At 57.5% G+C, this 25,055-nt stretch carries 25 protein-coding genes and 1 tRNA gene; 4 read left to right on the forward strand and 22 right to left on the reverse strand.

Going from position 1 to position 25,055, the window contains the following annotated elements:
• Nucleotides 1-241: 241 nt before the first annotated feature.
• From LRR79_RS11910 to LRR79_RS11930, 5 genes are all read right to left on the reverse strand, one after another.
• Nucleotides 242-1,288, reverse strand: coding sequence for a D-cysteine desulfhydrase family protein (locus LRR79_RS11910; protein ID WP_231757426.1), 1,047 nt, complete (start codon nt 1,286-1,288; stop codon nt 242-244).
• Between the two features lie 148 nt (nt 1,289-1,436).
• On the reverse strand, nt 1,437-1,769 hold the full coding sequence (gene yajC / locus LRR79_RS11915) for a preprotein translocase subunit YajC (protein ID WP_231757427.1): 333 nt from the start codon (nt 1,767-1,769) through the stop codon (nt 1,437-1,439).
• A gap of 136 nt (nt 1,770-1,905) precedes the next feature.
• Nucleotides 1,906-2,352, reverse strand: coding sequence for a helix-turn-helix domain-containing protein (locus LRR79_RS11920; protein WP_043316188.1), 447 nt, complete (start codon nt 2,350-2,352; stop codon nt 1,906-1,908).
• A 496-nt stretch (nt 2,353-2,848) separates the two neighbouring features.
• A complete protein-coding gene (gene bcp, locus LRR79_RS11925) occupies nt 2,849-3,325 on the reverse strand; it encodes a thioredoxin-dependent thiol peroxidase (protein WP_231757428.1) in 477 nt (158 codons plus the stop codon).
• Nucleotides 3,326-3,467: 142 nt separating this feature from the next.
• Nucleotides 3,468-3,989: a DUF2244 domain-containing protein gene (locus tag LRR79_RS11930; RefSeq protein WP_231757429.1), complete on the reverse strand. Its 522-nt coding sequence runs from the start codon at nt 3,987-3,989 to the stop codon at nt 3,468-3,470.
• A 288-nt stretch (nt 3,990-4,277) separates the two neighbouring features.
• Here LRR79_RS11930 and asnS point away from each other — a divergent pair, with 288 nt between their 5' ends.
• Nucleotides 4,278-5,678 carry an asparagine--tRNA ligase gene (asnS, locus tag LRR79_RS11935; RefSeq protein WP_231757430.1) on the forward strand — a complete coding sequence of 467 codons (1,401 nt, stop codon included), beginning with the start codon at nt 4,278-4,280 and terminating at the stop codon, nt 5,676-5,678.
• Nucleotides 5,679-5,762: 84 nt separating this feature from the next.
• Here the strand turns inward: asnS and LRR79_RS11940 are convergent, their stop codons facing one another.
• The 15 genes from LRR79_RS11940 to LRR79_RS12010 all read right to left on the reverse strand — a co-directional run bounded on the left by LRR79_RS11940 (nt 5,763) and on the right by LRR79_RS12010 (nt 18,381).
• Entirely contained in the window at nt 5,763-6,743 is a 981-nt protein-coding gene (locus LRR79_RS11940) for a malate dehydrogenase (protein WP_231757431.1), read from the reverse strand.
• A gap of 115 nt (nt 6,744-6,858) precedes the next feature.
• Nucleotides 6,859-7,476 (reverse strand): dUTP diphosphatase, encoded by a 618-nt coding sequence (locus tag LRR79_RS11945; RefSeq protein ID WP_231757432.1) that lies wholly within the window; start codon nt 7,474-7,476, stop codon nt 6,859-6,861.
• A gap of 61 nt (nt 7,477-7,537) precedes the next feature.
• Entirely contained in the window at nt 7,538-8,314 is a 777-nt protein-coding gene (locus tag LRR79_RS11950; protein WP_231757433.1) for a TatD family hydrolase, read from the reverse strand.
• A 127-nt stretch (nt 8,315-8,441) separates the two neighbouring features.
• Nucleotides 8,442-8,795: a PilZ domain-containing protein gene (locus tag LRR79_RS11955; protein WP_231757434.1), complete on the reverse strand. Its 354-nt coding sequence runs from the start codon at nt 8,793-8,795 to the stop codon at nt 8,442-8,444.
• Between the two features lie 192 nt (nt 8,796-8,987).
• Nucleotides 8,988-10,025, reverse strand: a complete 1,038-nt coding sequence (locus tag LRR79_RS11960; RefSeq protein ID WP_231757435.1) for a DNA polymerase III subunit delta' — start codon at nt 10,023-10,025, stop codon at nt 8,988-8,990.
• A complete protein-coding gene (tmk, locus tag LRR79_RS11965; protein WP_231757436.1) occupies nt 10,022-10,660 on the reverse strand; it encodes a dTMP kinase in 639 nt (212 codons plus the stop codon). Before tmk ends, LRR79_RS11960 begins: the two co-directional genes overlap by 4 nt.
• 25 nt (nt 10,661-10,685) lie before the next feature.
• Entirely contained in the window at nt 10,686-11,726 is a 1,041-nt protein-coding gene (gene mltG, locus LRR79_RS11970) for an endolytic transglycosylase MltG (RefSeq protein WP_231757437.1), read from the reverse strand.
• Nucleotides 11,727-11,791: 65 nt separating this feature from the next.
• Complete coding sequence (locus LRR79_RS11975; RefSeq protein WP_231757438.1) at nt 11,792-12,697, reverse strand: aminotransferase class IV; 906 nt, start codon at nt 12,695-12,697, stop codon at nt 11,792-11,794.
• A 70-nt stretch (nt 12,698-12,767) separates the two neighbouring features.
• Nucleotides 12,768-14,009, reverse strand: coding sequence for a beta-ketoacyl-ACP synthase II (gene fabF, locus LRR79_RS11980; protein ID WP_231757439.1), 1,242 nt, complete (start codon nt 14,007-14,009; stop codon nt 12,768-12,770).
• 224 nt (nt 14,010-14,233) lie between these two features.
• Nucleotides 14,234-14,470, reverse strand: a complete 237-nt coding sequence (gene acpP, locus LRR79_RS11985) for an acyl carrier protein (RefSeq protein ID WP_010130751.1) — start codon at nt 14,468-14,470, stop codon at nt 14,234-14,236.
• 224 nt (nt 14,471-14,694) lie between these two features.
• Nucleotides 14,695-15,450, reverse strand: coding sequence for a 3-oxoacyl-ACP reductase FabG (gene fabG / locus LRR79_RS11990; protein ID WP_231757440.1), 756 nt, complete (start codon nt 15,448-15,450; stop codon nt 14,695-14,697).
• Nucleotides 15,451-15,530: 80 nt separating this feature from the next.
• Nucleotides 15,531-16,475, reverse strand: a complete 945-nt coding sequence (fabD, locus tag LRR79_RS11995; RefSeq protein WP_231757441.1) for an ACP S-malonyltransferase — start codon at nt 16,473-16,475, stop codon at nt 15,531-15,533.
• A gap of 100 nt (nt 16,476-16,575) precedes the next feature.
• Nucleotides 16,576-17,577: a phosphate acyltransferase PlsX gene (gene plsX / locus LRR79_RS12000; protein ID WP_231760021.1), complete on the reverse strand. Its 1,002-nt coding sequence runs from the start codon at nt 17,575-17,577 to the stop codon at nt 16,576-16,578.
• Between the two features lie 36 nt (nt 17,578-17,613).
• Nucleotides 17,614-17,805, reverse strand: a complete 192-nt coding sequence (rpmF, locus tag LRR79_RS12005) for a 50S ribosomal protein L32 (protein ID WP_231757442.1) — start codon at nt 17,803-17,805, stop codon at nt 17,614-17,616.
• 90 nt (nt 17,806-17,895) lie between these two features.
• Nucleotides 17,896-18,381, reverse strand: a complete 486-nt coding sequence (locus LRR79_RS12010; RefSeq protein WP_231757443.1) for a YceD family protein — start codon at nt 18,379-18,381, stop codon at nt 17,896-17,898.
• 234 nt (nt 18,382-18,615) lie between these two features.
• Between LRR79_RS12010 and LRR79_RS12015 the strand changes: the two genes are divergently transcribed.
• Nucleotides 18,616-19,197: a Maf family protein gene (locus LRR79_RS12015; protein ID WP_231757444.1), complete on the forward strand. Its 582-nt coding sequence runs from the start codon at nt 18,616-18,618 to the stop codon at nt 19,195-19,197.
• An 11-nt stretch (nt 19,198-19,208) separates the two neighbouring features.
• Here LRR79_RS12015 and LRR79_RS12020 read toward each other — a convergent pair whose 3' ends face one another.
• Nucleotides 19,209-19,853, reverse strand: coding sequence for an HAD-IA family hydrolase (locus LRR79_RS12020; protein ID WP_231757445.1), 645 nt, complete (start codon nt 19,851-19,853; stop codon nt 19,209-19,211).
• Between the two features lie 41 nt (nt 19,854-19,894).
• Entirely contained in the window at nt 19,895-20,797 is a 903-nt protein-coding gene (rluC, locus tag LRR79_RS12025; RefSeq protein ID WP_231757446.1) for a 23S rRNA pseudouridine(955/2504/2580) synthase RluC, read from the reverse strand.
• 934 nt (nt 20,798-21,731) lie between these two features.
• On the opposite strand from rluC, the gene rne reads away from it, so the two are divergent.
• Nucleotides 21,732-24,824 carry a ribonuclease E gene (gene rne, locus LRR79_RS12030; protein WP_231757447.1) on the forward strand — a complete coding sequence of 1,031 codons (3,093 nt, stop codon included), beginning with the start codon at nt 21,732-21,734 and terminating at the stop codon, nt 24,822-24,824.
• A gap of 135 nt (nt 24,825-24,959) precedes the next feature.
• Nucleotides 24,960-25,047 (forward strand) — tRNA-Ser (locus LRR79_RS12035).
• The last annotated feature ends 8 nt before the right edge of the window (nt 25,048-25,055 follow it).

Consider the following 25,055-nt stretch of genomic DNA (forward strand, 5'->3'; position numbering starts at 1 on the left):
TTCTCACGGCGAATACGCCGGTTTTTATGTACGCGACTGCCCCTGACATTGCCGGTGAGGGTAGCAGTTTCACCAAAATGAGAACAGTAATCCGCCAATCATCAGCAGCATAGTCCTGTTTTCTGCCAAAAATTCGATTTATCACCAAATATTTCGCTAAAACAGAGAATTCTGTCGCGGAACGGAACCTCTGGCAGGTCGCGAACCTTCCACCAGCAGTTTCCCCGCCCGGCGCGATCGTTTATTTCTCGGCCCAACTGCTTTTAAAACCGGCGCGCTGAGGGAATATCCCAAACTGCCCACCGGTGTGTACAAACACCAGATTTTTGCAGTCGCGATATCGCCCGCGCTTGATCTCATTCAATAATCCATGGAAGGCTTTTCCGGTATACACGGGGTCGAGTAACAGCCCTTCCTGTTGCGCCAGTAATGCGATGGACTGATAGATTTCTTCCGTCGCCATCGCGTAACCAGGCCCGATGTAATCATCAATCACCGCCACCCGTTGCGTATCGAATGTAAAACCGTCAATAACAGCGTCGGGGTAACGGGCCTCCCAATCTGCCACATCCTGCGCAACCTTGCGTAAAAAGTAGGCCTCATCATCACATACGGCATAGCCGGTGACCTGCGTCGAAACGCCCAGCAACTGACAGCCAAGGGAAAGTCCCGACTGCGTACCGCCACTGCCGGTGGCACACACGAGATATTCGGGTTCAAAGCCCTGCCTGCGACAATCCGCAATCACCTCTTCCGCGCCGGCGATATATCCCCAAATACCAAGGCCATCGCTGCCGCCGGTGGGAATACACAAAGCCTTACGTCCCTGTTGCAGGTAATGTGCACGCCACTCTTCAAACAGCGTCGGGAGCCGCGAGAGGTATTCCTTGAGCGGATAGAGTGATACCCGTGCCCCCGCCAGATAGTCCACCAACAGATTCCCGTCTGGCGTCAGCGCCCCGGCGTCACTGTTTCGACTGGCCCGCAGCAACACGTGGGCCTGCAGCCCCACCTTGGCCGCCGCGAGCGCGGTCGCCCGGCAGTGGTTCGATTGCTCGCCGCCACAGGTGATCAGGGTATCGCAACCTTGCGCCTTGGCTTCGGCAATGATGAATTCGAGCTTGCGCAACTTATTCCCAGACATCGCGCTCTCGGTAAGATCGTCGCGCTTCACCCAGATCCTGGGCCCGTTATAGGGGTAGGAAAAGGTTTCGCTGATTCGGTCGAGCGCCTGCAGCGGCGTTGGCAAGTTCGCCAGCAGTTCCCTCGCCGGGTATTCAATATTCACTGTCGACCTCCACTGGGTATCCCGTCCGGCACTGCCTAATCAGAACAATGCAATCCATAAACCAAAAAACCCGGCAAAGCCGGGTTTTTACGAAGCGTAACCATCACTCGCCAGAATGCAATGTACATTCCTGACCGGAAGATCGACTTCAGATATTCTTGATGGTGCCTTTCGGCAGTACCGCATGTACGGCAACCTTCTGGAACTTGAGCTGCATATTGTCAGCCACTTCCAAGATCAGGTAATCCTCATCCACTTTCTCAACCCGGCCCAGCATACCGCTGGTCATCACCACCTCATCACCTTTTTTCAGAGCACCCACCAGCTCCTGATGCTCTTTTTGGCGTTTGCGTTGTGGGCGAATAATAAACAGCCACATAAACACAAACAGGCCACCAAACATGAGCAGTGTGATCAGCGGGTTGCCCTGAGGAGCGGGAGCAGCCTCTTGCGCCATTGCAGCAGGAATAAAGAAATCCATGGTCTAAACCTCAATAGAGTCAGTCAAAATTCTGGGGCCAACTCTAACGGCTTTGACAAAATGAGGCAATCCAGAGCACCGGCTTTAGCGGTACTCTGGATTACGTGATGCGAGGTAAAAGTCAGACAATAACGGCTTAGAAACGCTGTCTTACCTGGCGGCGGTAGCCGGTTGGGGACATGCCGGTCCAACGCTTGAATGCGCTGGTAAAGCTGGTTCTGTCAGAGAAGTCGAGAATACGGGAAATGCCATCGACGCTCAGTGCGGTATCCTTGAGGAAGTGCACCGCATGGCGGAATCGCACATGGTCGCGCAGAGAGGCGAAACTCAGATTGTGTTCCTGCAACCGGCGCTGCAGGGTGCGGGTAGACATGCTGAGGTCAGATGCTACCGGGCGAATTGCCAGAGATGCCTTTCCAATCCGTTGTTCCAGCACGTCGATAACTCGAGCGGCAATACCGAAGCTGGTTGCTTCCGGCGGTGCCAGCAACTGGTCGAGAATGTTCGGATCTCCGGACAGTCTGGCCTGTTGCAGAGGTTTATCTTCTGAGAGCGAAGCCTGGTCTGGCTGAATATGATTCATGGAGCTGCTCCTTGATGGGTTCCTTGAGCCGCGGTTATTGTTCTACGCCCGCTTCCTGCGAGTCCCTAAATACCACCGCCAGCGCATTGCCGACTTGAATTGCGGTTACAAATTCAACAATGACTGACTACTACCTGGGTGCGGGGCGCACCTGAAAACAGGCGATCGAAGCCTACCCAGAGTGAACGTTTTTTGTACTACTTCCTCGCACCACACCCAATCGCTCTGGGCCAAACGGTTGAGCGGCGCTCCTTTACACAAGCCAGTATAGACCATATGTGGATAATGCAAGGGACGACAGGCAATTTTTTTTAAGCGCCGCACAAAAACAACCTGCCGCCAACCGATTGATACGCTCCAGGGGGCTATTCAGGGCTATTGCACGTCTTAGCCCACCCTATCCAGGCACAATGTCCCCGCTCCCACACCTGTTTTCTGTACTCCGGCGGCGCCCTGGGCGCGCAGGCTACAAAAGCGCTGCAATACCCGTGCCCGATCAGGCCAAATTTTCATCAAGCCAGTTGAGCACATCATCGTGGTGGGTCTTGGTTTTGAACTTGTCCAGGATATGTACCAGACGACCGGATTTATCGATGATGAACGAGGTACGAATCAGCCCCATATACTCCTTGCCCATAAATTTCTTCAGGCCCCAGCAGCCATACTTGTCGGCAACCTTGTGGTCTTCATCGGCCAGTAGATCGAAATTGAGTTGGTGCTTGTCGATGAACTTCTGCAATTTGGCTTCCGGGTCCGGGCTCAGGCCAAGCACCACAGTATCGCGCTTGGCGAACGCTTCTGCGCTGTCGCGAATGCCACAGGCCTGCGTGGTGCAGCCGGGTGTCAGTGCCTTGGGGTAAAAATAGAGCACCACATTTTTGTCACCGCGGAAATCTTTCAGGGCGATTTTCTCGCCGTTTTGGTTGTTGAGCGTGAATACGGGTGCAAGATTGCCGATTTTAGGATGTGCCATGGCGCCTCCCCTCTGAATAAGCTGGCTAACGGGACCATTTCTGGATGAAATCTGGATATAAAAAAGGCCCGAGTCAAAAGCTCGGGCCTGGCATTATATAGAACTCACTTGGCGCTGCATCGCGGTCTTGATCCGGCGCTCACTAAAAGTCCTGCAAGCGAAAACTCTGTTCTTTGCGCGCGCGTAAACCGCAGTGGCCGAGCTTCTCCACCAGTGCGGCTTTTTCCGCATCAGTCAGAAAGTCGCCAATCTCCAGACACCCTTCCGGACCGGTGAAGGTGACGCACGAGGGCTCCGCAGGTGATGCGCCCATACGCACCAGCACGGCCAGGCTGTCGCGGTCGAACTCCGTATGATAGACAGGGCGCTCTAGACTGCCGCGACTGGTATCGAGCACTACGCGATCGTCGCTGATCCGGATCACCTCCCTTCGGGTGCCTTCCATATAGACATATCCGAACAGCGCCCCCAGCAACAGCATTTCCAATCCGGCAAATGGTATCACCATCCAGGCACCGGCGAGCGCAAACGCTATGCTGATCCCCAGAGAAACGGCCACCAGGGAAATAAATACCCAGAGATTACCGGCAAAGGACAGGGATTGGTTGGGCGCGAGGAGAATACAGGCCCGGCGCCCGCGCGCGCCGCCGACTTCTTTGACCATGGGTACAACTTCCGATATCCATCACTGTGACAATTTCAGTGTAGGACAGCGGAAAATTGAACCAAGAGTCACGGCGCCCTGCCCGGCCTTCTATACTGGTGCGGTAGCAGAAGCGTCAACGACTGCCTGGCCACCGGTGTGACATGGGGTGGATTTTCCGGCACACAGGGGGCAAGATGCCGCCGGAATGCGCGACCAAAAGACGCGTGGAACAACCGCGTAGCCTGTGGCACCCACATCCACGGTAGTGCCCGCACGGCAGGCGTGAATGACAACAAGAGCACCATCATGCAAGTTGAATCCATCGAACAACTCTTAAAGTCCACCCAGCGGGAGGGAGAAAGTGCCCGTATTCAGGGTTGGATCCGAACCCGCCGGGATTCCAAGGCCGGCCTGTCTTTCCTCGCCGTACACGACGGCAGCTGCTTCGACCCAATTCAGGTAGTCGTGGAAGCCGATATCAACAACTATCAGTCGGAGGTACTGCGCCTCACTACCGGCTGTGCAGTGGATATTGAAGGCACGATCAAGGCCTCTGAGGGCAAAGGTCAGGCGATCGAACTGCTGGCGACACAGGTGACCGTAGTGGGATGGGTGGAAGACCCGGACACCTACCCAATGTCGCCCAAGCGTCACACCATGGAGCATCTGCGCGAGCACGCCCACTTGCGCCCGCGCACCAACGTCAGTGGTGCGGTAGCGCGCGTGCGCAACTGTATCGCGCAGGCAGTGCACCGTTTCTTCCACGAACGCGGTTTCAACTATGTGCACACGCCCATTATTACCGCATCGGACTGTGAAGGCGCCGGCGAGATGTTCCGGGTCAGCACCCTGGATCAGACCAACCTCCCCCTCACCGATAAGGGCGACGTGGACTACAGCGAGGATTTCTTCGGCGAAGAGACCTTCCTGACAGTATCCGGGCAGCTGAATGTCGAAAGTTACTGTCTGGCGCTATCCAAGGTATACACCTTCGGACCGACGTTCCGCGCGGAAAATTCCAACACCACCCGCCACCTGGCGGAGTTCTGGATGGTGGAACCGGAAATCGCCTTCGCCGACCTGGCCGATTGCGCCAACCTGGCCGAAGCGATGCTGAAGTATGTCTTCAAGGCGGTACTGGAAGAGCGGGCGGACGATATGGCATTTTTTGCCCAGCGCATTGATAAAGAAGCCATCAGTCGCCTGGAAAATATCGTCGACAATGATTTCGCACGGATCAATTACTGTGAAGCCATCGAAATCCTGGAAAACTGCAAAGAAAAATTCGAGTTCCCGGTGTCCTGGGGTATCGACCTCGCTTCCGAACACGAGCGCTATCTGGCTGAAAAACACTTCAAGAAGCCCGTGATCGTGCTGAATTACCCGAAGGACATCAAAGCCTTCTATATGCGCATGAACGACGATGGCAAAACCGTCGCGGCCATGGACGTACTTGCCCCGGGTATCGGTGAGATCATCGGTGGTTCGCAGCGTGAAGAGCGCCTCGACAAGCTGGACGCGCGTATGGACGAGATGGATATTCCCAAGGACCACCTGGACTGGTACCGGGACCTGCGTCGCTACGGGACTGTACCGCACGGTGGCTTCGGCCTGGGCTTTGACCGCATCGTGTCCTATGTCACCGGTATGGGCAATATTCGCGATGTGATCCCCTTCCCCCGGACCCCGCGCAATGTGAAGTTCTGATTCTTCAGGCAGAATATTGCGGCCAAAAAAAAACCCGCACACTGTGCGGGTTTTTTGGCTTTTTACTTCTCAGAAGTCGAAAGCTTACGGCAGCAGATGTGCGACAGCGTCGCGCTCTTCCGCCAGTTCTGTCTCGGTCGCAGTCATCTTCTCGCGAGAGAAATCGTTGATGTCTACGCCCTGAACAATTTCCCAGTCACCGTTCTTGCAAACAACCGGGAAGGAGTAGATCAGACCTTTCTGGATACCATAGGAACCGTCGCTGTACACGCCCATGCTGGTCCAGTCGCCTTCGGCGGAACCCAGCGCCCAATCGCGCATGTGGTCGATAGCCGCGTTGGCAGCAGAAGCGGCAGAGGAAGCGCCACGGGCTTTGATGATCGCCGCACCGCGCTGCTGTACCGTCGGGATGAAATCCGTTTCGTACCACTCCTGTTCGACTTTGCCCATGGCATCTTCGCCATTGACCTTGGCCTGGTGCAGGTCCGGGTACTGGGTGGCAGAGTGGTTGCCCCAGATGGTCATGTGGGTGATGTCGTTCACCGTGGAGTCGGTTTTGTTGGCCAGCTGAGTCAGGGCACGGTTGTGGTCCAGACGAGTCATGGCAGTGAAGTTGCGCGGATCCAGATCCGGTGCGTTGCGCTGGGCGATCAGGGCATTGGTGTTCGCCGGGTTGCCGACAACCAGCACTTTAACGTTGCGGGAAGCAACCTCGTTCAGGGCCTTACCCTGCGCGGAGAAAATGGCGGCGTTGGCTTCCAGCAGGTCTTTCCGCTCCATACCGGGACCACGCGGACGGGCACCAACCAGCAGTGCGTAGTCGGCATCTTTGAAGGCAACGGTCGCGTCGTCAGACTGCACAATGCCAGCAAGCAGCGGGAAGGCACAATCTTCGAGCTCCATGGCAACGCCTTTCAGCGCTTCCAGTGCGGGAGTGATTTCCAGCAGCTGAAGAATAACTGGCTGATCTTTACCCAGCATTTCGCCGGAAGCGATGCGAAACAGCAGCGAGTAGCTGATCTGACCGGCGGCGCCGGTAACTGCAACACGAACAGGTGCTTTCACGATGTATCTCCGTTGTTTTCAGGCGCCCGCATTATAGGGCTTTGCAAATTAAATGCATTATCCTTTGGTCTGATCCCGATAAAGAATCCTGCCAAAACTGTCAGACCAAATCCTATCAGCTGCCCGGATAGCGATTTTTTAGCGCTTCATACAGCTGGTTACTGAAGTTTTCTGCTGCCGCGTCTAAAGATTGAACAATTTCTGCCAGATGCTCGTTGTCTTCCCGGCCGTCCCAGGTTTTCTGGTAACTGCCGTCTTTGTAGCCGTTGTCCTGACGGAAACGGTTGAGAACGTTTTTCCCGACGTAACGACGATAGAGCTCATCGAGCGACATCTCGCAATCGGCCAATAATTGTGCAAACCCTGGTAAATCGAACTGTTTGCTGGCCAGGGTCTTGAGAGTGAAAGCTTCGAGATTTTCACGGAAATCCCCGGCCTGCAGGGTGGACGACGCGAGCTGCTCCTGCATCTTGCGTGCAACATCTTCCGGCGCCCCCTGCTGCAACTCCAGACTCAGACCAAAATGCCAGATATCCACCAGCTCCAGTTTCACCTGCTCCATTTCGGGCTGCTGCTTTTTCCACCACTTCCAACCGTAATGGTCGAGGAGTTCGGCACTTTCTACCCAGATGGCCCGATACCAGGCAAAATTCTGTGCGCGCCAGTTTTCATTCACCACCGTGTTGATGGCATCTTGCAGAGCCAGCATGGTCTGCAATTGTTGCTGAGACATATATATTTCCTGAAACAGGTCATTCCAAAAGACAGTAGCCGATCTGTGCGCGACGACGTTCTCAGGCTGCGCGCGGGAAAAGCCGGTGAAAATTCTCGGTAGTTGCCGCTGCAAGCTCTTCGTAGGACAGGCCACGTAATTCCGCGATAAATTCCGCTACCTCTCGGACATAGGCCGGGATATTGGGCTTTCCGCGGTAGGGAACGGGTGCCAGATAGGGAGAGTCGGTTTCCACCAGCAAGCGATCAAGCGGTACCTGTTTGGCAACTTCACGCAGTTCTTCCGCGTTCTTGAAGGTCACGATGCCGGATAACGAAATGTAATAGTTGAGGTCCAGGGCCTGCCGGGCCATTTCCCAGGACTCGGTGAAACAGTGCAATACACCGGCGTGTTCGCGGCTGCCGTGCGCCTTGATCAGCTCGATGGTGTCCTCTCGGGCGTCGCGCGTGTGTACGATCACCGGTAACCCCACTTCGTCGGCCGCTTCGAGATGCGCGACAAAACTCTGCTGCTGAACCTCTTTGGTTTCCGTGCTGTAGTAGTAATCGAGGCCGGTTTCGCCCAGTGCCACCACATTGGGCTTGGTGGACAGGGCTTTCAGTTTCGCCACGTCCGCCAGACCGGATTCCACATCCAGCGGGTGCACGCCCACGGAGCAGACCACGTCCGGGTATCTGGCGGCAATGGAAACCACCTGGTCCACGTTGTCCAGACTGATCCCCACACACAGGAATTTACCGACGCCGCGGCTTCGCGCCAACGCCAGCACATCGTCCAGCTCGCCGTCGAATTTGTCGAGTTTTAGCCTGTCGAGATGACAGTGAGAATCTACCAGCATGAATCTCTGCCTATGGAAACGTACGTGCAAAATGGAGGGGGAATTATACAGATTGGCCCCCGGATTGCGCGTACTGCACTCTCCTTTAGGGCCGGGCGAAGGACGGGGTTTCCCCCGGGGCCGCGTGTTATAGCGTATGCGTTGGTCGGCTGGACTCGAGCGAGCCTGCCAGCAGGGTTTCGATCTTGCCCTGCGCGATATTTTCCTTATCACTAAACTGAATACCGATACCCGGGGTACGATTGCCCTGGGCACCGCCGGGCGTTATCCAGACCACTTTCCCCGCAACCGGCAACTTCTCAGGCTCATCCATCAGGCTGAGTAGCAGGAATACTTCGTCCCCCAGGTTATAGGACTTGTCGGTATTGATAAACAGGCCACCATTTTTCACAAATGGCATATAGGCCGCGTACAACACGGATTTGTCCTGAATCTTCAGCGACAGAATACCGTTGCGGGCACCGCCCCCCATACCTTTCATAGCTAACCCCGTTTTTGTCATCCGCCGGATCCGGCGAATCTGTCAGTGCCTTACACCGACTCGACCGTTGATTGTTATTTGATCAGAAACCGGTGATCAGCATCCATCACCGGCCAAATGCACCTGAATTGTCGCCTTAACTTACCCTGATGGCCAGTAACCTGTCCACATTGGTAACGGTTTACGGCACCGCTATCGAAACAGCGCCGCCCAGCGAATCAGCAACTCTTCAAGTAGAAGACGTTTATTCGGATTACTGTTGCCCGACAGTAATGCTCTCGCCTTGAGCAGGTGATCATAGAACGCAAATGCCGGCCGCAGACTCTCTGCCCCCGTTCCCGGCATACGCTGCAAAAGCGCCATGATACTGGCCTCCGCTGCCTGGTCAGTGCTGCGAGACTTGAGCATCAATGCGAGCCAGCTTTGCCAGAACTGCAACAACAGATTCAGATCAGCGCCCTCTCCCGGATTCTCCCATTTACCGGCCAGGGTCACCGGGTTTTCATCACCCCGGGTCAATGCGGAAAGATCGGCGAGGAACTGCTGCCTAGCCTCCCGGGATTCCGGTTCCATCAACTGCACCGCAAGTAATGGCGCCCCACCCGCAAGGTTCAGTGCACTGTCCGCGTCCTCGCTTTCAATACCGCTCTCCCGCATCCAGCGAAGTGCAGACTGCTGCGGCGGCACCGGAAACGCGATGGTCTGACAACGACTACGGATCGTCGGTAATAGCCCGGCGGGATGATCGGTGATCAGCAGAAAGATCACCGAACCGGAAGGCTCTTCCAGGTTTTTCAGCAACGCATTGGCCGCATTGATGTTCATCGCTTCGGCCGGCGCCAGCATCACTACTCTCGCGCCCTCACGGCCGCTGGTTCGACCGACAAATTCCCCCAGGGCGCGTATCTGCTCTACTTTCAGTGGTCCCTGCTCTTTTTCAGGGACAACGAGGGTGAAATCCGGGTGGGAGCCCGCAATGCGCAATTGACAGCCACGACACTCCCCACAGGCAAGCCCATGGCGAGGTTGATCACACAACAGCAGTGCAGCAAATGCTTCGGCAAAGCGCCGCTTGCCCAGCCCGGTCTGGCCACTGATCAGCAGTGCGTGCGGACAACGCCCCGCCACCCACTGTGCCCCCAGCCGCTGCCACTGTGCCGCCTGCCAGGGCAATGGCGACGGAATAGGTACCGGCTCGACAACCTTCGGTTGATCGGCACGCGCACTCATGAGCCACCCGCGATCTGTTGCAGTGCCGCCGCCAGGCTTTGCTGAACTTTTTCCAGCGAGACCGAGGCATCAATCAACTGGTAGCACTGGGGATTACTCTCTGCGCGCTTGCGGTACGCGGCGCGCACCTTTTGGAAAAAATCCATCTGCTCGCTTTCAAAGCGGTCCGCTGCGCCGGTGCTGGCCGCCCGCTGCAGTCCAATTTCAGGATCCACATCCAACAGCAGTACGCAGTCGGGGCGCAGGTCTCCCTGTACGGTTTGTTCAAGCTGCGCGATCAACGCCCAGTCGAGACCGCGGCCGGCCCCCTGATACGCATAGGTCGCATCGGTAAAGCGATCACAGACCACCCACTTGCCCTGCGCAAGTGCAGGCTTGATGACTTGATTCAGATGTTGCGCTCGTGCGGCAAACACCATCAACAGCTCTGCGGTGGGGTCAACCCGCTCGTCGCGCTTTTCCAGCAGCAGGCTGCGCAACTGCTCCGCCAGTGGTGTACCGCCGGGCTCCCGGGTCTGGATATAGGAAATGCCCTGCTCATCGAGCCACTGGGTAATGAATCGGAGGTTGGTGGATTTTCCCACTCCTTCTCCGCCCTCCAGTGTGATGAATTTTCCCTGGGGTAAATCTTGCATAGGTATACCGGTGTTCAATATCGGCTTAATTCTGTTGTGTATCTGCAGGGCTGGAACGGTAGTCCGAGCGACGCTTGAGCTGATACTGACGCACCGCACGGTTGTGCTCAGAGAGGGTTTCGGAAAATTGATGTGACCCATCCCCCTTTGCGACAAAGTACAGCGATTTCCCTGCCTTCGGGTGCAGTGCCGCGTGAATGGCCTCGCGGCCAGGCAAGGCAATCGGTGTGGGGGGCATGCCTTGGATGACATAAGTATTGTACGGGGTTGCCTCACGCAAATCCGCGCGGCGCAGGTTGCCCGCGTAATTCTCCCCCATCCCATAGATCACCGTTGGATCAGTCTGCAGGCGCATTCCCTTGTTCAGACGTCGCACAAACACCCCGGCAATCTCATCCCGCTCCCAGGGCACGCCGGTTTCTTTTTCTACGATCGATGCCATTATCAATGCTTCATAGGCACTGTCGTAAGGCAGATCGCTTGCGCGTTTTTCCCATTCTTCAGCAAGCACATTGTTCATCCGCTGATGCGCCTGTCGCAACAGGTCCAGATCAGTGGTACCTGAGCGGTAGATATAGGTGTCAGGAAATATCTGACCTTCCGGGTTGCCTTCGATGCCCAGCGCCTTGGCGGCGGCAACCACCGTTGCCGCATCTTCTGTGGTCTTGATCTTATTTGCCCCACGCACGAGCTCCAGGGCCTGTGCGAAAGTCCAGCCCTCAACAATCGTGACACGGTAGCGAGTGACGTCTCCGCGATTCAGGCGCGCCACCAGGTCCATGGCGTTACTTCCCGCCGGAATCATATATTCGCCGGGATGAATGTGCCCAAGCTTCTTCAGCCGTGCATAGGCAAGCACCAATCGCGGGTGACGCACAACGTCCTCATGTGCCAGACGACGGACAACACGGGACAGATTACTGCCCTCCTCGACATCCATACGCAAGCCATCCACCGGTACTGCCAGTGGTTCGATCAGTGCGTTTTTCGCGAACCAGAACGTTGCACCACCGGCGAGGACACCCAGCACGACCAGTACCAGAAGACCGCGCAGGAGTCTGGACAACAACCCAACCCCGGACCGCTTGCCCTTCGAGGTTTTTGCGGGAGCTTTCTTGCTGCTTTTCTTCGCTACCATAATTTTTCCGAAATTCTGTACTGCAATGCGGATACCGCTGCCCCGGGTACAACCGGAGCGGTATCAGGAGGAATCGTTTGCGGGCCACCAGGGGACGGTTGCTCGGTTAACAGTCTTGCTGGCACCACCCCGCGAACACTGTTGCACACCGCAAGCTCGGTCGCCTTGTGCAGATCCAGGGGACGGATGTCATCTTCGCCGATTTCTACCTGACCAGCCAGCCAGTGCAGCATCACGCCACGCACCCCATACCACCGCAGATTTGGGGTCAGCCAACGGCCATCCCGCAGAACCAGCAGGTTGCTGTGGCACCCCTCAATGACAAAACCCCTGGGGTCACATAGCAGCGGCTCCAGCTGGGGGGCGTCTTCGGGGCGCGAATCCGGGCTGCGCCATTCGCGAGCCGCCTGCCCATAGGTACCCCGAACGAGCAGCTTACAGCCCCGCACTTCCGGGGGAACAGAACCACCGCACGAATCTGCACTGGAATCGGCAAAAGGCGATCGGGTATCGGACTCGCTCAGGTGCGTATTGCACAGTGCAAGCACCGCTCCGTGATCCCACGACGAAGACGGACTCAATGGGAAAGCACTGATGTCCCACTGCGGGTGCCCGTCGCCCCCGGTCGCCAGCACACCGTATCGCAACCGCACCCGAGCACCCCAGGGCCAGCTTTGGGTGCGCGCGGCAATCGCAGTAATAGATTCTTCGATCAAGCGCCGTTGGGCACTCTGCAACCGGGCACTGCGTGCAAGTCGTTCAAGGTGGAGCGGCAGCAGTGGAATAGACCCAGCCTGGGCACGCATGGTTTCCAGCAGCCCGGATTGAAATGCACGATCGGGAGCGAGCGCCTGCTGCTCACCGTCGGCAGAAAGGAAAAGGGGGAGAATATCCGTCACGGACAGAGGTGCTGATGAATGCCCACCGGCGCCATTGCGCAACCCGGTGGGCAATCACCAAATCGGTCCGTCAGGCGCGCTGAAAAATCAGCGAGCCGTTGGTTCCGCCGAAGCCGAAGGAATTCGACAGCACCGCGTCGATTTTCATTTCCTGCGCTTTGTTCGGCACCAGGTTTACCCCGACACAGGTTTCATCCACCTTGTCGAGGTTGATCGTCGGTGGTGCCACCTGATCCAGGAGGGACTGAACCGCGAAAATTGCTTCGATAGCCCCAGCGGCCCCCAGCAGGTGGCCAGTCATGGATTTTGTGGAGCTTACCGCCAGTGTGTCGAGTGCATCTTTGAACACCGAGCGCACCGCCGCGATCTCCGCTTTGTCACCCAGTGGTGTGGAGGTGCCGTGTGCGTTGATGTACTGAATCGCCGATGGATCCATACCCGCATCTTTCAACGCATTTGCCATAGACAGTGCCGCGCCGGCTCCGTCTTCAGGTGGGGACGTCATATGGTGGGCGTCACCACTCATACCAAAACCACTCAACTCCGCATAAATTTTTGCACCGCGCGCTTTTGCATGTTCGTACTCTTCCAGCACGAGGACACCGGCGCCCTCACCCAGTACAAATCCGTCGCGGTCCTGATCCCATGGGCGACTGGCGGCCTGCGGATCATCGTTGCGGGTGGACAGTGCACGGGCCGCGCAGAAGCCACCTAGGCCTACCGGTGTGGTCACCATCTCGGCACCGCCACAAACCATGACATCCGCGTCACCGTACTGGATGGTACGCAGGCCGAGACCAATGGCATGTGTGCCCGTCGTACAGGCTGTGGTGGTCGACAGGTTCGGGCCTTTCATACCGTATTTAATCGACAGGTTGCCGGATACCATATTGATGATCGCGCCCGGCACGAAGAACGGCGACACCCGGCGTGGGCCCTTCTCCGCAATCAGCATGGCGTTATTCTCGATTGCGGCAATACCGCCCATACCAGATCCGATACAGGCACCTACCCGCGACGCGTTTTCGTCAGTGACTTCCAGGCCGCTGTCTTCCACCGCCTGGATACCGGCACTCAGGCCATATTGCAGAAACACATCCATCTTGCGCGCTTCTTTCTGCGGGATGTGGGGCTCGGGATTAAAGTCTTTGACGGTTGCCGCGAAACGCGTACTGAATGCAGAAGCGTCAAACGACTCGATCGGCACGACACCGCTCGTGCCAGCCAGCAAAGCGGACCAGGTATCTTCAAGTGTGTTGCCGAGCGGGCTGACAATGCCCATTCCGGTAATTACGACTCTTCTTTTCGACACTTGTGCCTCCCCCGAAATCAATCTGTTGCGCCGCAACCTGCTACTGCTGTCGGCCGCCTGTCTATCAATATGCAAGTATTTATCAATATGCAAATAAACGGAGAGCCGCGCTATGCAACATAGAACGGCTCTCGCGATGCTTTCAGTACGGGCCAATCACCATCGGCGCTGGCCGTACCAGCAAAAGGCAATATGCACCTTTTACTAAAGCTATCCAGCAGGAATCAACCCAGGTTCTGGTTGATGTAATCGATGGCCAGCTGAACAGTGGTGATTTTCTCTGCTTCTTCGTCCGGAATTTCGGTTTCGAATTCCTCTTCCAAAGCCATTACCAGCTCAACTGTGTCGAGGGAGTCAGCGCCCAGATCTTCAACAAAGGATGCTTCAGGTTTTACATCTTCTTCCTTCACGCCCAGTTGTTCAGCAACGATCTTTTTTACGCGCTCTTCAATGCTGCTCATGATTCAATTTAACTCCTAGTGGATAAAAATCTGTTTTGGTTACTGTGTGAAATTTGTTCGCCGTTATTGGCAAATCAGTAACCGGCTAACACAGCTTGTGGTTAATGCGAGGCGGCATTGTACCCTGATTTTTTCGGGATGTAATGCACCGCCTCCCAGCAACCGTTGAATGATAAATTTTTCTTTACCAATCAATTAGTTACAGCAATTTTCTCGAGAGAAAATCACCCCATATACATACCGCCGTTCACGTGAATGGTCTCTCCGGTCATATAGCCGCCAGCGTCGCTGGCCAAAAATGCGACAACCGAGGCAATCTCTTCCGGCGCACCCAGACGACCGAGAGGGATTTTGCCCAATAATGCTTCACGTTGCGCCTCCGGTAGAACCTTGGTCATATCGGTATCGATAAACCCGGGCGCCACGGTATTGACGGTGATACCACGGGAACCTACCTCTGCCGCCAGCGCGCGGGCAAAGCCGCCTACACCGGCCTTGGTTGCAGCGTAGTTGCTTTGACCCGCATTGCCCATGCTGCCCACAACGGAACTGATGTTGATGATCCGGCCCCAGCGCGCTTTGCTCATGTCACGCAGGCATGCCTTGCTCACACGATAGACCGCGGTCAGATTCGTGTTCAGCACATCGTCCCACTCATTGTCTTTCATGCGCATCAGCAGGTTATCTTTGGTGATACCGGCGTTGTTGACCAGAATGGTGGGCGCGCCAAATTCTCCTTTCACCGATTCCAGCACTTCCGCAATGCTTTCAAGACTGGTGACATCCAGTGCCTTGCCGGCACCTTTGATGCCTTTTTCCGCAAAACGTGCAGAGATTTTTTCTGCGCCGGAGGTACTGGTCGCGGTACCAATGACGATAGCACCCTGCGCACCCAACAGGTCCGCAATTGCCGCGCCAATGCCACGGCTTGCGCCAGTGACCAGTGCAACCTTTCCTTCCAGCGAAGTTGAAATTGTCATAGTTTCTCCCGATCACTCACCACGTCAGCCCGATGCTGACGAAACGAGGTCTTTGGTCCATTTTAATTGGGTAAATCTCGTTACGATGCGACGGCTTTTACCGCGTCCGACAGCTGCTCCGGCTTTTCGATATTGAACGCGCTCGGGCTGCGGTCAATGCGCTTGGCCAGCCCGGCAAGTACTTTGCCCGGACCGCACTCGACCAGTTGCTGGGTACCGGAAGACGCCATCGCCTGAACGCACTCGGTCCAGCGAACCGGGCTGTAAATCTGCTCGACCATCAGCGCCTTGATAGCTGCCGGGTCGCTTTCCGTTTTCGCGTGCACATTGTGAATCACCGGGATTTCCGGTGCATGAAATGCAGTGGCTTCTATCTGGGGTGCGAGTTTTTCAGCGGCGGGCCGCATCAACTCGGTGTGGAAAGGTGCACTGACCGGAAGCGGAAGCGCGCGCTTGGCACCTGCGGACTTGCAGGCCTCGATGGCACGTTCTACCGCCGCGGCGCTGCCGGCGATCACCACCTGCCCGGGGGAGTTATAGTTTACCGCAGCGACCACCGCACCCTGGGCCGATTCCGCACAGGCCGCTTCTACGGCCTGATCGTCGAGGCCGATCACCGCCGCCATCGCGCCCTCGCCTGCCGGTACCGCTTCCTGCATCAAGCGACCCCGTTCACGCACCAGGCGCACCGCATCTTCAAAGGCCAGCACACCGGAACACACCAGCGCCGACCACTCGCCCAGAGAGTGGCCCGCCATGGTTGCGGGCACTGCCCCACCTTGAGCCTGCCAGGCTCGATAGAGGGCGACACTGGAAGTCAGCAATAACGGCTGGGTTCTTTCAGTCTGGTTAATCTCTTCCTGGGTACCGTTTTGGCACAGATCCCACAGATCGTAACCAAGCACGGAGGAAGCTTCAGAAAAGGTCGCAACGACCTCTGGGAAAGCCTGGGCGGCATCCGCCAGCATACCGATCTGCTGGGAACCCTGGCCAGGGAATACAAACGCCAAAGCTGGATTGGTCATGGAACATCCTTTAACCAAATGATTGAATTCCAGGGGGCTGAGCAGCGGGCGCCATCGCTAGGGGCGAAAGGGCGAAAGGCCGATGCGCTCCTGTCACGCTTTAATCGCACCCGGTCTGACGCTGGGCCTGGAACGCCATGGCGTCCCCAACCAGATGCGCGAGATCCGACTCCGCACACTCTTTTGCGGTCAACATTGCGCGATAAAACGCTTCACTGCTGGCACCGCCATGACTCTTGATGACGTTACCTTTCAGCCCTAAAAAGCTGGCGCCATTATAGCGACCAGGCTCCAGCTGTGACCGCCATTTTCGCAACAGATTTATGGCTAATTGGCCAAAAAAACGCTTTATAGGCGCCTTTTTGTCGATGGTGAACGACTTCTGACCTATTAGTCGAATAACGCCTTCGGCGGATTTCATCGCCACATTGCCCATCAGGCCGTTGCAGACCACCACATCCACCACACCGGTAAAAATATCGTGCCCTTCGACAAACCCCACATAGTTGATGGCAGGGTCCGCCTGCATCAACTGGCCGGCGCGGCGAATCTCCTCCGTCCCTTTATGCTCTTCGGCACCAATATTCAGCAACGCCACGGTGAGCGCATCTTTTCCCGCGAACACCCGTTGCGCCTCGATGCCCATTCGCGCGAATTGCAACAGATCCTCCGCGCTGCAATCAATATTCGCGCCGAGATCAAGCAGAAAACAGGAACCGTCCGCCGTTGGCAGGGACTTGCCGAGCGCCGGGCGCTTCACGCCTTCAACCGTGCCGAGAATGCTTCTTCCCAGTGCCAGCAGCGCACCCGTGTTTCCGGAAGTGACCATCGCACCAGACTCACCGGCAGATACGGACTGCAGTGCTCTGGCCATGGAGGATTCACGTTTGTGGCGCAACGCCTGGACCGGATTACAGCCCTGCGTGATCACCTGTGCACAGTCCACCACCTCCAGTCGCTCACGGACGGACGGCGGTTCTTTAATCAGGAGAGATTGGAGTTCGGAGCGGGGACCGAACAGTTTGAGTTCTGCCCGGGGATGGCGGATAAGAAATCTTGAGCAGGCCGGAACGACAGAGCGGGGACCTAAGTCCCCGCCCATCGCATCCACGGCCAATCGAAATTGGCTGGACAAAACTTACTCTTCTTCGGAAGAGCCGCCAACGTCGATCACTTTGCGACCACGGAAAAAGCCGTCTTTGGTCACGTGATGACGGTGGTGCTTTTCGCCAGTAGTCGGGTCTACGGACAGAGTAGGTCCGCTCAGAGCGTCGTGAGAGCGACGCATGCCGCGACGGGAACGGGTTTTTTTGCTCTTCTGAACAGCCATTTGGTGCTCCTAAACATACTTAACAGTTAACACCGGAACCGGGGCGCCTACCGGCGAGCCCAAACCCTTCAAACAAGCCTCAAGCCCAACTCAAGACTTGTCTGACGAACCCTTCAACTGTTCCAGTACTTTAAAGGGGTTTTCTCGTTGCTCTTCCGTCTCAGGCTCCTCACTGCGACTCTGAAATGCTTCTTGCGCGACGCAATCCCAGTCGTGATAAGCCACCATCGGCAGATTGAGCAAAATCTCATCTTCCAATACCTGATACAGATCCAGTTCGTCACCTTCCTGTATCACCGGGTCCAGAGACTTGGGCAACGCATTACCCTGCTCTTCCGACCACACAAACCCCAAGGCGATATCTGCTTCGATGGCTTCACTCACCGGTTGCAAGCAACGCTGGCACAGCAAACCAACAGTCAACGCCAGGCGGCCTGTGGCCACCTGATTGCGCTGCAGATCCCGGCCAAATGCCAGGGAAACCGCTATATCGCCCTCAACCGACTCGGTAGCCGCTGCCAGCCGCGACAGCGCTTCCGGGGGGACGGTACCTTCCAGTTCTTGCCCGCGCTGCACCAACTTACGTGCGTCTATGCGGCGTGGCAGCGCGGATCTCTGATCCGATATCTGCGCTGAATTCTGGTCAGACTTTTGGGGGGGTATCGACATAAGCGCGCAATTCTATGGACTCACCTGAGCCTTGTCAAAACAATTCATCCACCGCATGATCAGCGGCCCAAACGCCCGGCACAGCGTCGTTTCCGCGCGGCTTGCCGGACCCGGAACCCCCTCTATATAAAGGAAGCCGTCATGCGCCGACTCATTCTAGCGTCCAGCTCTCCCTACCGCCGGCAATTGCTGGAAAAGCTTCGGATACCTTTTGAATGCCAGGCGCCGCGCATTGATGAGCAGCCCCTACCCGGCGAACCTGCCAGCGAACTGGCCAGTCGCCTCGCGACAGAAAAGGCGCTGGCGCTCGCGAATGATCACCCGGATGCACTGATTATCGGTTCAGATCAGGTGGCAGAGTGCAACGGCACCCTTCTCGGCAAGCCCGGGAATACGGAAAACGCCATCGACCAGCTGTCACGGTCCGCCGGCCAGACGGTCAATTTTCACACCGGCCTGTGCCTGGCGGATGCCCGCGATGGCTCACACCACACCCTGTGCGAAATATTCTCCGTGCGCTTCCGCCCGCTGAGCGCGAGCGAGATCCGGCGCTACGTTGAACTGGAAAAGCCGCTGGATTGCGCCGGATCGTTCAAATCGGAAGGACTGGGAATAGCATTATTCGAAAAAATGGAAGGGTCCGACCCGAACTCCCTTGTCGGCCTACCACTAATTCGATTGATCGACCTGCTAAAGCGATACGACATCAGCCCCCTGCAGTGAAGATGACTACCTCAGGCTACCAGCGGCGGCCACTCCAGCAACTCTGAGAAATGATCAATTACCCGCTGCGGACCACAGCCGTGCAAACGTTCACGACTGTGGACGCCATAGCTGACGCCGATAGAGGGCATATCGATCGCGGCAGCCATCCGCAGGTCGTATTCGGTATCGCCCACCATGACCGCACATTCCGCCGACACAGCAGTTTCCGAGAGTATCTCACGCAACATGGTCGGATCCGGCTTGGAAACCGTCTCATCTGCACAGCGACTGGCAACAAACAAGTGCCCCACCCCGTGATCCTCGAACTCACGGATCAGCCCGCGGCGACTTTTTCCGGTAGCGACCGCCAGGTGGTGCCCGGCTCCCAACAGCTTGTCCAGCGTAGCCAGCACGCCGTCAAACAGGGGCAGCGGTTCGCCGCGAGCGGCGAGCCATTCCTCAGCGTAGTATTCGCGCAGATCCGCACGCTGCTCTGAGTGCGCCTCGGGAAACAGCGAGGTAATCGCCTCGGGCAGCCCGAGGCCGATAATATTGCCAATGGCGGCAGGCTCCAGCACGGGAAGCCCGGCACGATGGGCTGCCCGCTGCATACACTGGACAATCCGCGCTTCGGAGTTACACACGGTTCCGTCCCAATCGAGAATCACCAACACTGATATTTGCCTCGCAATCCGATAAAAAACGGTAGCGCCCCTCAACGCAGCCTGTCGAGCACTGCCACAAGCTCCGACGGAAGGGGCGCCTCGACATGTACCCGCGTGCCGTCTGGCAGCGTACAGCCAACCGCCGCAGAATGCAGGAACAGCCGCTTCAGCCCCACTTCTCGGAAGCTGGCATTCACCGCATCCGGAGTGTATTTGGCATCCCCCGCCAACGGGCAACCGACAAACTGGGCGTGCACCCGGATCTGATGCGTACGACCGGTAACCGGCTCTGCACGCATCAGCGTAGCGCCACTAAAGCGCTCCTCGACCTGAAAGCGCGTTGTGGAGGGCTTACCCTCTCCATCCACTACCACCATCCGCTCACCGCTCTTCAGCGTATTCTTGCGCAGTGGCGCCTCCACGAGCTTCTGCGCCCGCGGCCACTTGCCTGTCGCCAGCGCCAGATAGGATTTCGCCATTTTGCCGGCGCGCAAGGTACTCTGAACGTGCAGCAGCACAGCGCGCTTGCGCGCCACCAGGATGGCGCCACTCGTGTCCCGGTCGAGCCGGTGTACCAACTCAAGAAACGGGCTCTCCGGATACATCTGCCGCAGCGCCTCGATCAACCCGAGGCGCACGCCGCTGCCGCCGTGCACCGCAAGCCCTGCGGGCTTGTTTACAACCAGCAGGCCACCTTTGTCATACAGTATGGCCGCCTCAAGCGTGCGACGGAGCTGCTCTCCCGCCACTGCCGGCGGCGGCTCTTCAGAAACACGGATTGGTGGCACCCGCACCAGGTCACCGGCCTGCAGTCGATACTCCGCCTTCACCCTTCCTTTATTTACGCGCACCTCGCCCTTGCGGAGGATCCGGTAGACGCGAGAGCGCGGAACCCCCTTGAGGCGTGCCTGCAGGAAGTTATCAATACGCTGCCCGGCCAGCTCGTCTGGCACGGTAATAAATTGAACGCCAGCAGCCGTACCTGCACCGCCGGAAGCGGTGTCAGCGGGTCTGGGCTGGGGCTGTGTGGACCGGGGCTTGCCCGGCGATCTTTTAGGGGGGGACTTTCGCATGGGGCGCATGATAGCCGCACACCCCAACCATTTGAAGCGCGATAATTGCCCCCTCGATTGATGCCCCATAGCGACCGTGGTATATTCCGCCGGCCTGAATTGGGGCCGGTTTTCGGCGGTGCACGGTTTTTCTGCTATAAAAAAACCTAGGTGCCGCTCTTGAGAAAATACCGCCAATCCGGCCGGTGCGCGGAATACCGCGTTATCAACAAAACTTTGTCGGTGAGACCCTTCGAGAGCGCGTCGCAAGACGGTGCCAAGGGCGTACAGAAACGCCTCTCCTGAAGCTCTCGCCGACCCCAACCCGACGACATACGGGATTATTGCGAAGGTAAGACGGGCCGATGCCCGCAGCGCTTGGAACAAACTCGACTCGTTACATCTCGCTCTGAGATTGTGCGCCAGCGACCGAACTGGCCCCCGGCCCCCGCCTGTGATGCTCAATGCCATCCTTGCGCCGCCGGCAACTACTAGACCAAACCCAGGGCCCAGCCACGAGCCGGCCCCGGAGCGAAAAGATGTGACCCATGCTTGCCCTACCCGGCAAGTAGCCAGGACCCGCCCAAAGAATCACGCTGGGCCGGACTGGCAGGATCTGAATACACCCGGACAACAAGGGGTATTCTGAGTTATTTCGATATGTACCCGGCAGATGTGCCCAATCTGGAGGCACCCCCTGCGCGGGCGGCATACGAGGCAGCCGTGTACACCTGGCCGAACACAGGCCCAAGGTCCCTCCACGGCGGTACCACCAACGTCTGCGAGCTTCAGCGGTGTTTTACCTTTGCGCAAACCGCAAGGAAAAAACCAACGCATGAAGAGAATGCTGATAAACGCGACCCAGCCGGAAGAGCTGCGCGTTGCACTGGTCGACGGCCAATGGCTGTACGACCTGGATATCGAAAATCGCACCCGCGAACAGAAAAAAGCCAACATTTACAAGGGTAAAATCACCCGTGTAGAACCCTCCCTGGAGGCGGCCTTCGTCGACTACGGCGCCGAACGCCACGGCTTCCTGCCCCTGAAAGAAATCTCCCGCGAATACTTCAACAAACAGCCAAAAGACATCGAAGGCCGCATCAAGATCAAGGATGTGGTCAAGGAAGGCATGGAAGTCATCGTGCAGGTAGACAAAGAGGAGCGCGGCAACAAAGGCGCTGCTCTGACTACCTTCATCAGCCTGGCCGGCCGTTACCTGGTCCTGATGCCGAACAACCCCCGCGCCGGCGGTATCTCCCGTCGTATCGAAGGTGATGAGCGCAGCGACCTGCGCGATGCACTGTCCAGCGTAGAAGTACCCTCCGGTATGGGGATCATTGTGCGCACCGCCGGTGTAGGCCGCAGCGGTGAAGAACTCCAGTGGGACCTCAATTACCTGCTGCAACTTTGGACCGCAATCAAGAAAGAAGCAGACGAGTCCAAAGCGCCCCACTTCCTGTTCCAGGAAAGTAACGTCATCATCCGCGCGATCCGCGACTATATGCGCGATGACATTGGCGAAGTCATTGTTGACGACAAGGGTGCATACCAGCTGGCCGCAGAGTTCGCCCGCCAGGTAATGCCGAACTACGCCAACAAGGTGAAGTTCTACGATGACAATATTCCGCTGTTCAACCGCTACCAGATTGAAAGCCAGATCGAGACCGCTTTTGAGCGCGAAGTAAAGCTGCCCTCCGGTGGCTCTATTGTCATCGATGTGACCGAAGCGCTGATTTCCATTGATATCAACTCCTCCCGCGCCACCAAAGGCGGCGACATCGAGGAGACTGCGCGCAACATCAACCTGGAGGCCGCGGACGAAATCGCTCGCCAGTTGCGCCTGCGCGATATGGGTGGCCTTGTGGTCATCGACTTTATCGACATGCAGAACAAGTCCAACCAGCGCGAAGTCGAAAAGCGTATGGAAAAGGCGCTCGGCATGGACCGCGCGCGGGTTCAGGTTGGACGCATCTCCCGCTTCGGCCTGCTGGAAATGTCCCGCCAGCGCCTGCGCCCCTCTCTGAGCGAGACCACCCACCGTGTCTGCCCCCGCTGTAGTGGCCAGGGCACCATTCGTGGCACCAAATCCCTGGCGCTTTCCATCCTGCGCCTGGTTGAGGAGGAAGCGAAAAAAGAACGCAGTGCAGAGATTCGTGCGATCACGCCAGTGAATGTCGCCACCTACCTGCTGAACGAAAAGCGCAAGGCCATCTCCAATATCGAGTCCCGCAACAACACCCGTGTTGTGGTGGTACCCAATGCAGATCTGGAGACTCCGCACTTCGAAGTACAGCGCCTGCGTGACGACGACTCCACCACACTGGAAACGTCCTACAAGATCGCTGGCACTCTCGAAGAAGCCGCAGACAAGAGCGACGACGAGCCGCTGCGCCCGGTTGCCCAGCCTGCGGTTCAACAAATTGCCCATACCGCCCCCGCCCCGACGCCGGTTGCCAAACCCAAGCCGAAGGCCAAGAGCGACAAAGGCGAAGAGAAGCCGGGACTGTTCAGCCGCCTGATCAGCGCCATCTCCGCCCTGTTCAGCGGCGAAGAAGAGAAGGACGACCGCAAGAAGCACAAGAAGTCCAAAGGCCGGGGCAAAAACTACCAGCAGCGCAACCGCAATCAACGGGGCGGCCGTGGACGTGGCCGCGGTGGTCGCGGTAATCGCCGCGACGACCAGCGCAGCGAAGACCGCAAAGACGACAATCGCGGCAAGCGCGGAGACAAGCGCCGGGACGACGACGCCGAACGTCGCAGCGAAACCGCCCGTGACAACAACCGCGATCAGAAGCGTGAGGATAATCGCGAGCAAAATCGTGAAGGTCGCGAGGGCGGTCAGCGCCGCAGTCGTCGTCGCCGTGGCGGGGATCGCCGCAATGATCAGCAGGTGGCGTCTACCGATGTAGAAAACACCAACCTGGAAACCGCGGAAGCCACCGATTCCGGAGAAGATCAGCAACGTCCGGCTCGCCGGCCCAGCAATGTCCGCGGCCGCCCGCAACCGCGCCGTCGTGGCCGTCGTGGTGGTGAAAACCGCAACGACCAGCAGGCACCACAGGACAATCGCGACAGCCGTACCGCTGGCGAGACCAGTGAGCAGGAAGGCGAACAGCAGGAAGTGCGCGCAAAAGCCGAGCGCCCTTCCCGCAAAGAACGCGCTGAATCCGGTAGCGACAGCAAGCGGGAAAAGGCGCCGCAGCAGCGCAAGCCGAAGCAGGAGCACAGCGAACCTGAAACCCAGCAGGAGCAACCGAAAGCGGCCTCCCCATGGGCGGAAAGCGCAGAGCGTATTGCGGACAAGGCGGACTCAAAGGCAGAGCCAAAAGCTACGGAAGCGGACAGTGAACCCACTGCGGACACTACCAGCCAGCCGGCAGCAGAAGCACCGGTAGCAGAAGCCGAGCCACAGGCCGCAACGCCGAAAACCCACGCGGAAGGTGACTTCCTCGCTGAAACCCCGGAAAAAACCGCCGCGGCACGCAGCGAAGAAGTTGACCCCGAAGCGCAGGCGGAGGAAAAACCGGCGGCCGAAGCCGAAAGCACCGACGAGTCCGAAGCGGAACAGGCTGCCGCCGAGGCGGAAGAAAGCCCCGCAGAGGAGCAAGCTGAGCCTGAAGCGTCCGCAGAAGCACCAGCCGAACCGGAAACCGCAACCGCGGAGCCCAGTGCAGCCGCCCAGCCGGTCGCCAGCGTGCCGACCACCGACAAGCCGAGCCGCGCCAGTAATGACCCGCGCCTCAACCCGAAGCCGCTGGTTGATCTGCAGATCGAAACCAAACGCCCGGAAGTTGGGGAACTGCGCCCACTGGACACAGCACAACCGGCTGACATTCAGCACAGTCCGCGCGCCCTCTCCCGTCCCGCCAATGACCCTCGGGTAAAACGCGACACGGAAGAAACCAGTAACTCGGCAGAGGCAAGCTGATTGCGGCGTGCACCGGGTAACTAACCGTCACGGGGTTAGCTGTTCAAAATTGCAGCTAACCCTTTGAAGTTACTAAAAAAATTGGCTGCGCACTTGTACACGCAAAACAGCCCGGTATAATGCGCAGCACAATTTGGTGGGGTGGCTGAGTGGTCGAAAGCGGCGGTCTTGAAAACCGTTGACTGTAACAGGTCCCAGGGTTCGAATCCCTGCCCCACCGCCATACGCAAA

It is taken from the genome of Microbulbifer elongatus (assembly GCF_021165935.1).
GTDB classification, from domain to species: Bacteria; Pseudomonadota; Gammaproteobacteria; order Pseudomonadales; family Cellvibrionaceae; genus Microbulbifer; species Microbulbifer elongatus.

Excerpts from the sequence above, each read along its gene's own strand:
- yajC (WP_231757427.1), bottom strand. The coding sequence starts at position 1,769 with ATGGATTTCTTTATTCCTGCTGCAATGGCGCAAGAGGCTGCTCCCGCT.
- LRR79_RS11920 (WP_043316188.1), bottom strand. The coding sequence starts at position 2,352 with ATGAATCATATTCAGCCAGACCAGGCTTCGCTCTCAGAAGATAAACCT.
- bcp (WP_231757428.1), bottom strand. The coding sequence starts at position 3,325 with ATGGCACATCCTAAAATCGGCAATCTTGCACCCGTATTCACGCTCAAC.
- LRR79_RS11930 (WP_231757429.1), bottom strand. The coding sequence starts at position 3,989 with ATGGTCAAAGAAGTCGGCGGCGCGCGCGGGCGCCGGGCCTGTATTCTC.
- asnS (WP_231757430.1), top strand. The coding sequence starts at position 4,278 with ATGCAAGTTGAATCCATCGAACAACTCTTAAAGTCCACCCAGCGGGAG.
- LRR79_RS11945 (WP_231757432.1), bottom strand. The coding sequence starts at position 7,476 with ATGTCTCAGCAACAATTGCAGACCATGCTGGCTCTGCAAGATGCCATC.
- LRR79_RS11950 (WP_231757433.1), bottom strand. The coding sequence starts at position 8,314 with ATGCTGGTAGATTCTCACTGTCATCTCGACAGGCTAAAACTCGACAAA.
- LRR79_RS11955 (WP_231757434.1), bottom strand. The coding sequence starts at position 8,795 with ATGAAAGGTATGGGGGGCGGTGCCCGCAACGGTATTCTGTCGCTGAAG.
- LRR79_RS11960 (WP_231757435.1), bottom strand. The coding sequence starts at position 10,025 with ATGAGTGCGCGTGCCGATCAACCGAAGGTTGTCGAGCCGGTACCTATT.
- tmk (WP_231757436.1), bottom strand. The coding sequence starts at position 10,660 with ATGCAAGATTTACCCCAGGGAAAATTCATCACACTGGAGGGCGGAGAA.
- acpP (WP_010130751.1), bottom strand. The coding sequence starts at position 14,470 with ATGAGCAGCATTGAAGAGCGCGTAAAAAAGATCGTTGCTGAACAACTG.
- fabG (WP_231757440.1), bottom strand. The coding sequence starts at position 15,450 with ATGACAATTTCAACTTCGCTGGAAGGAAAGGTTGCACTGGTCACTGGC.
- fabD (WP_231757441.1), bottom strand. The coding sequence starts at position 16,475 with ATGACCAATCCAGCTTTGGCGTTTGTATTCCCTGGCCAGGGTTCCCAG.
- plsX (WP_231760021.1), bottom strand. The coding sequence starts at position 17,577 with ATGGGCGGGGACTTAGGTCCCCGCTCTGTCGTTCCGGCCTGCTCAAGA.
- rpmF (WP_231757442.1), bottom strand. The coding sequence starts at position 17,805 with ATGGCTGTTCAGAAGAGCAAAAAAACCCGTTCCCGTCGCGGCATGCGT.
- LRR79_RS12015 (WP_231757444.1), top strand. The coding sequence starts at position 18,616 with ATGCGCCGACTCATTCTAGCGTCCAGCTCTCCCTACCGCCGGCAATTG.
- rne (WP_231757447.1), top strand. The coding sequence starts at position 21,732 with ATGAAGAGAATGCTGATAAACGCGACCCAGCCGGAAGAGCTGCGCGTT.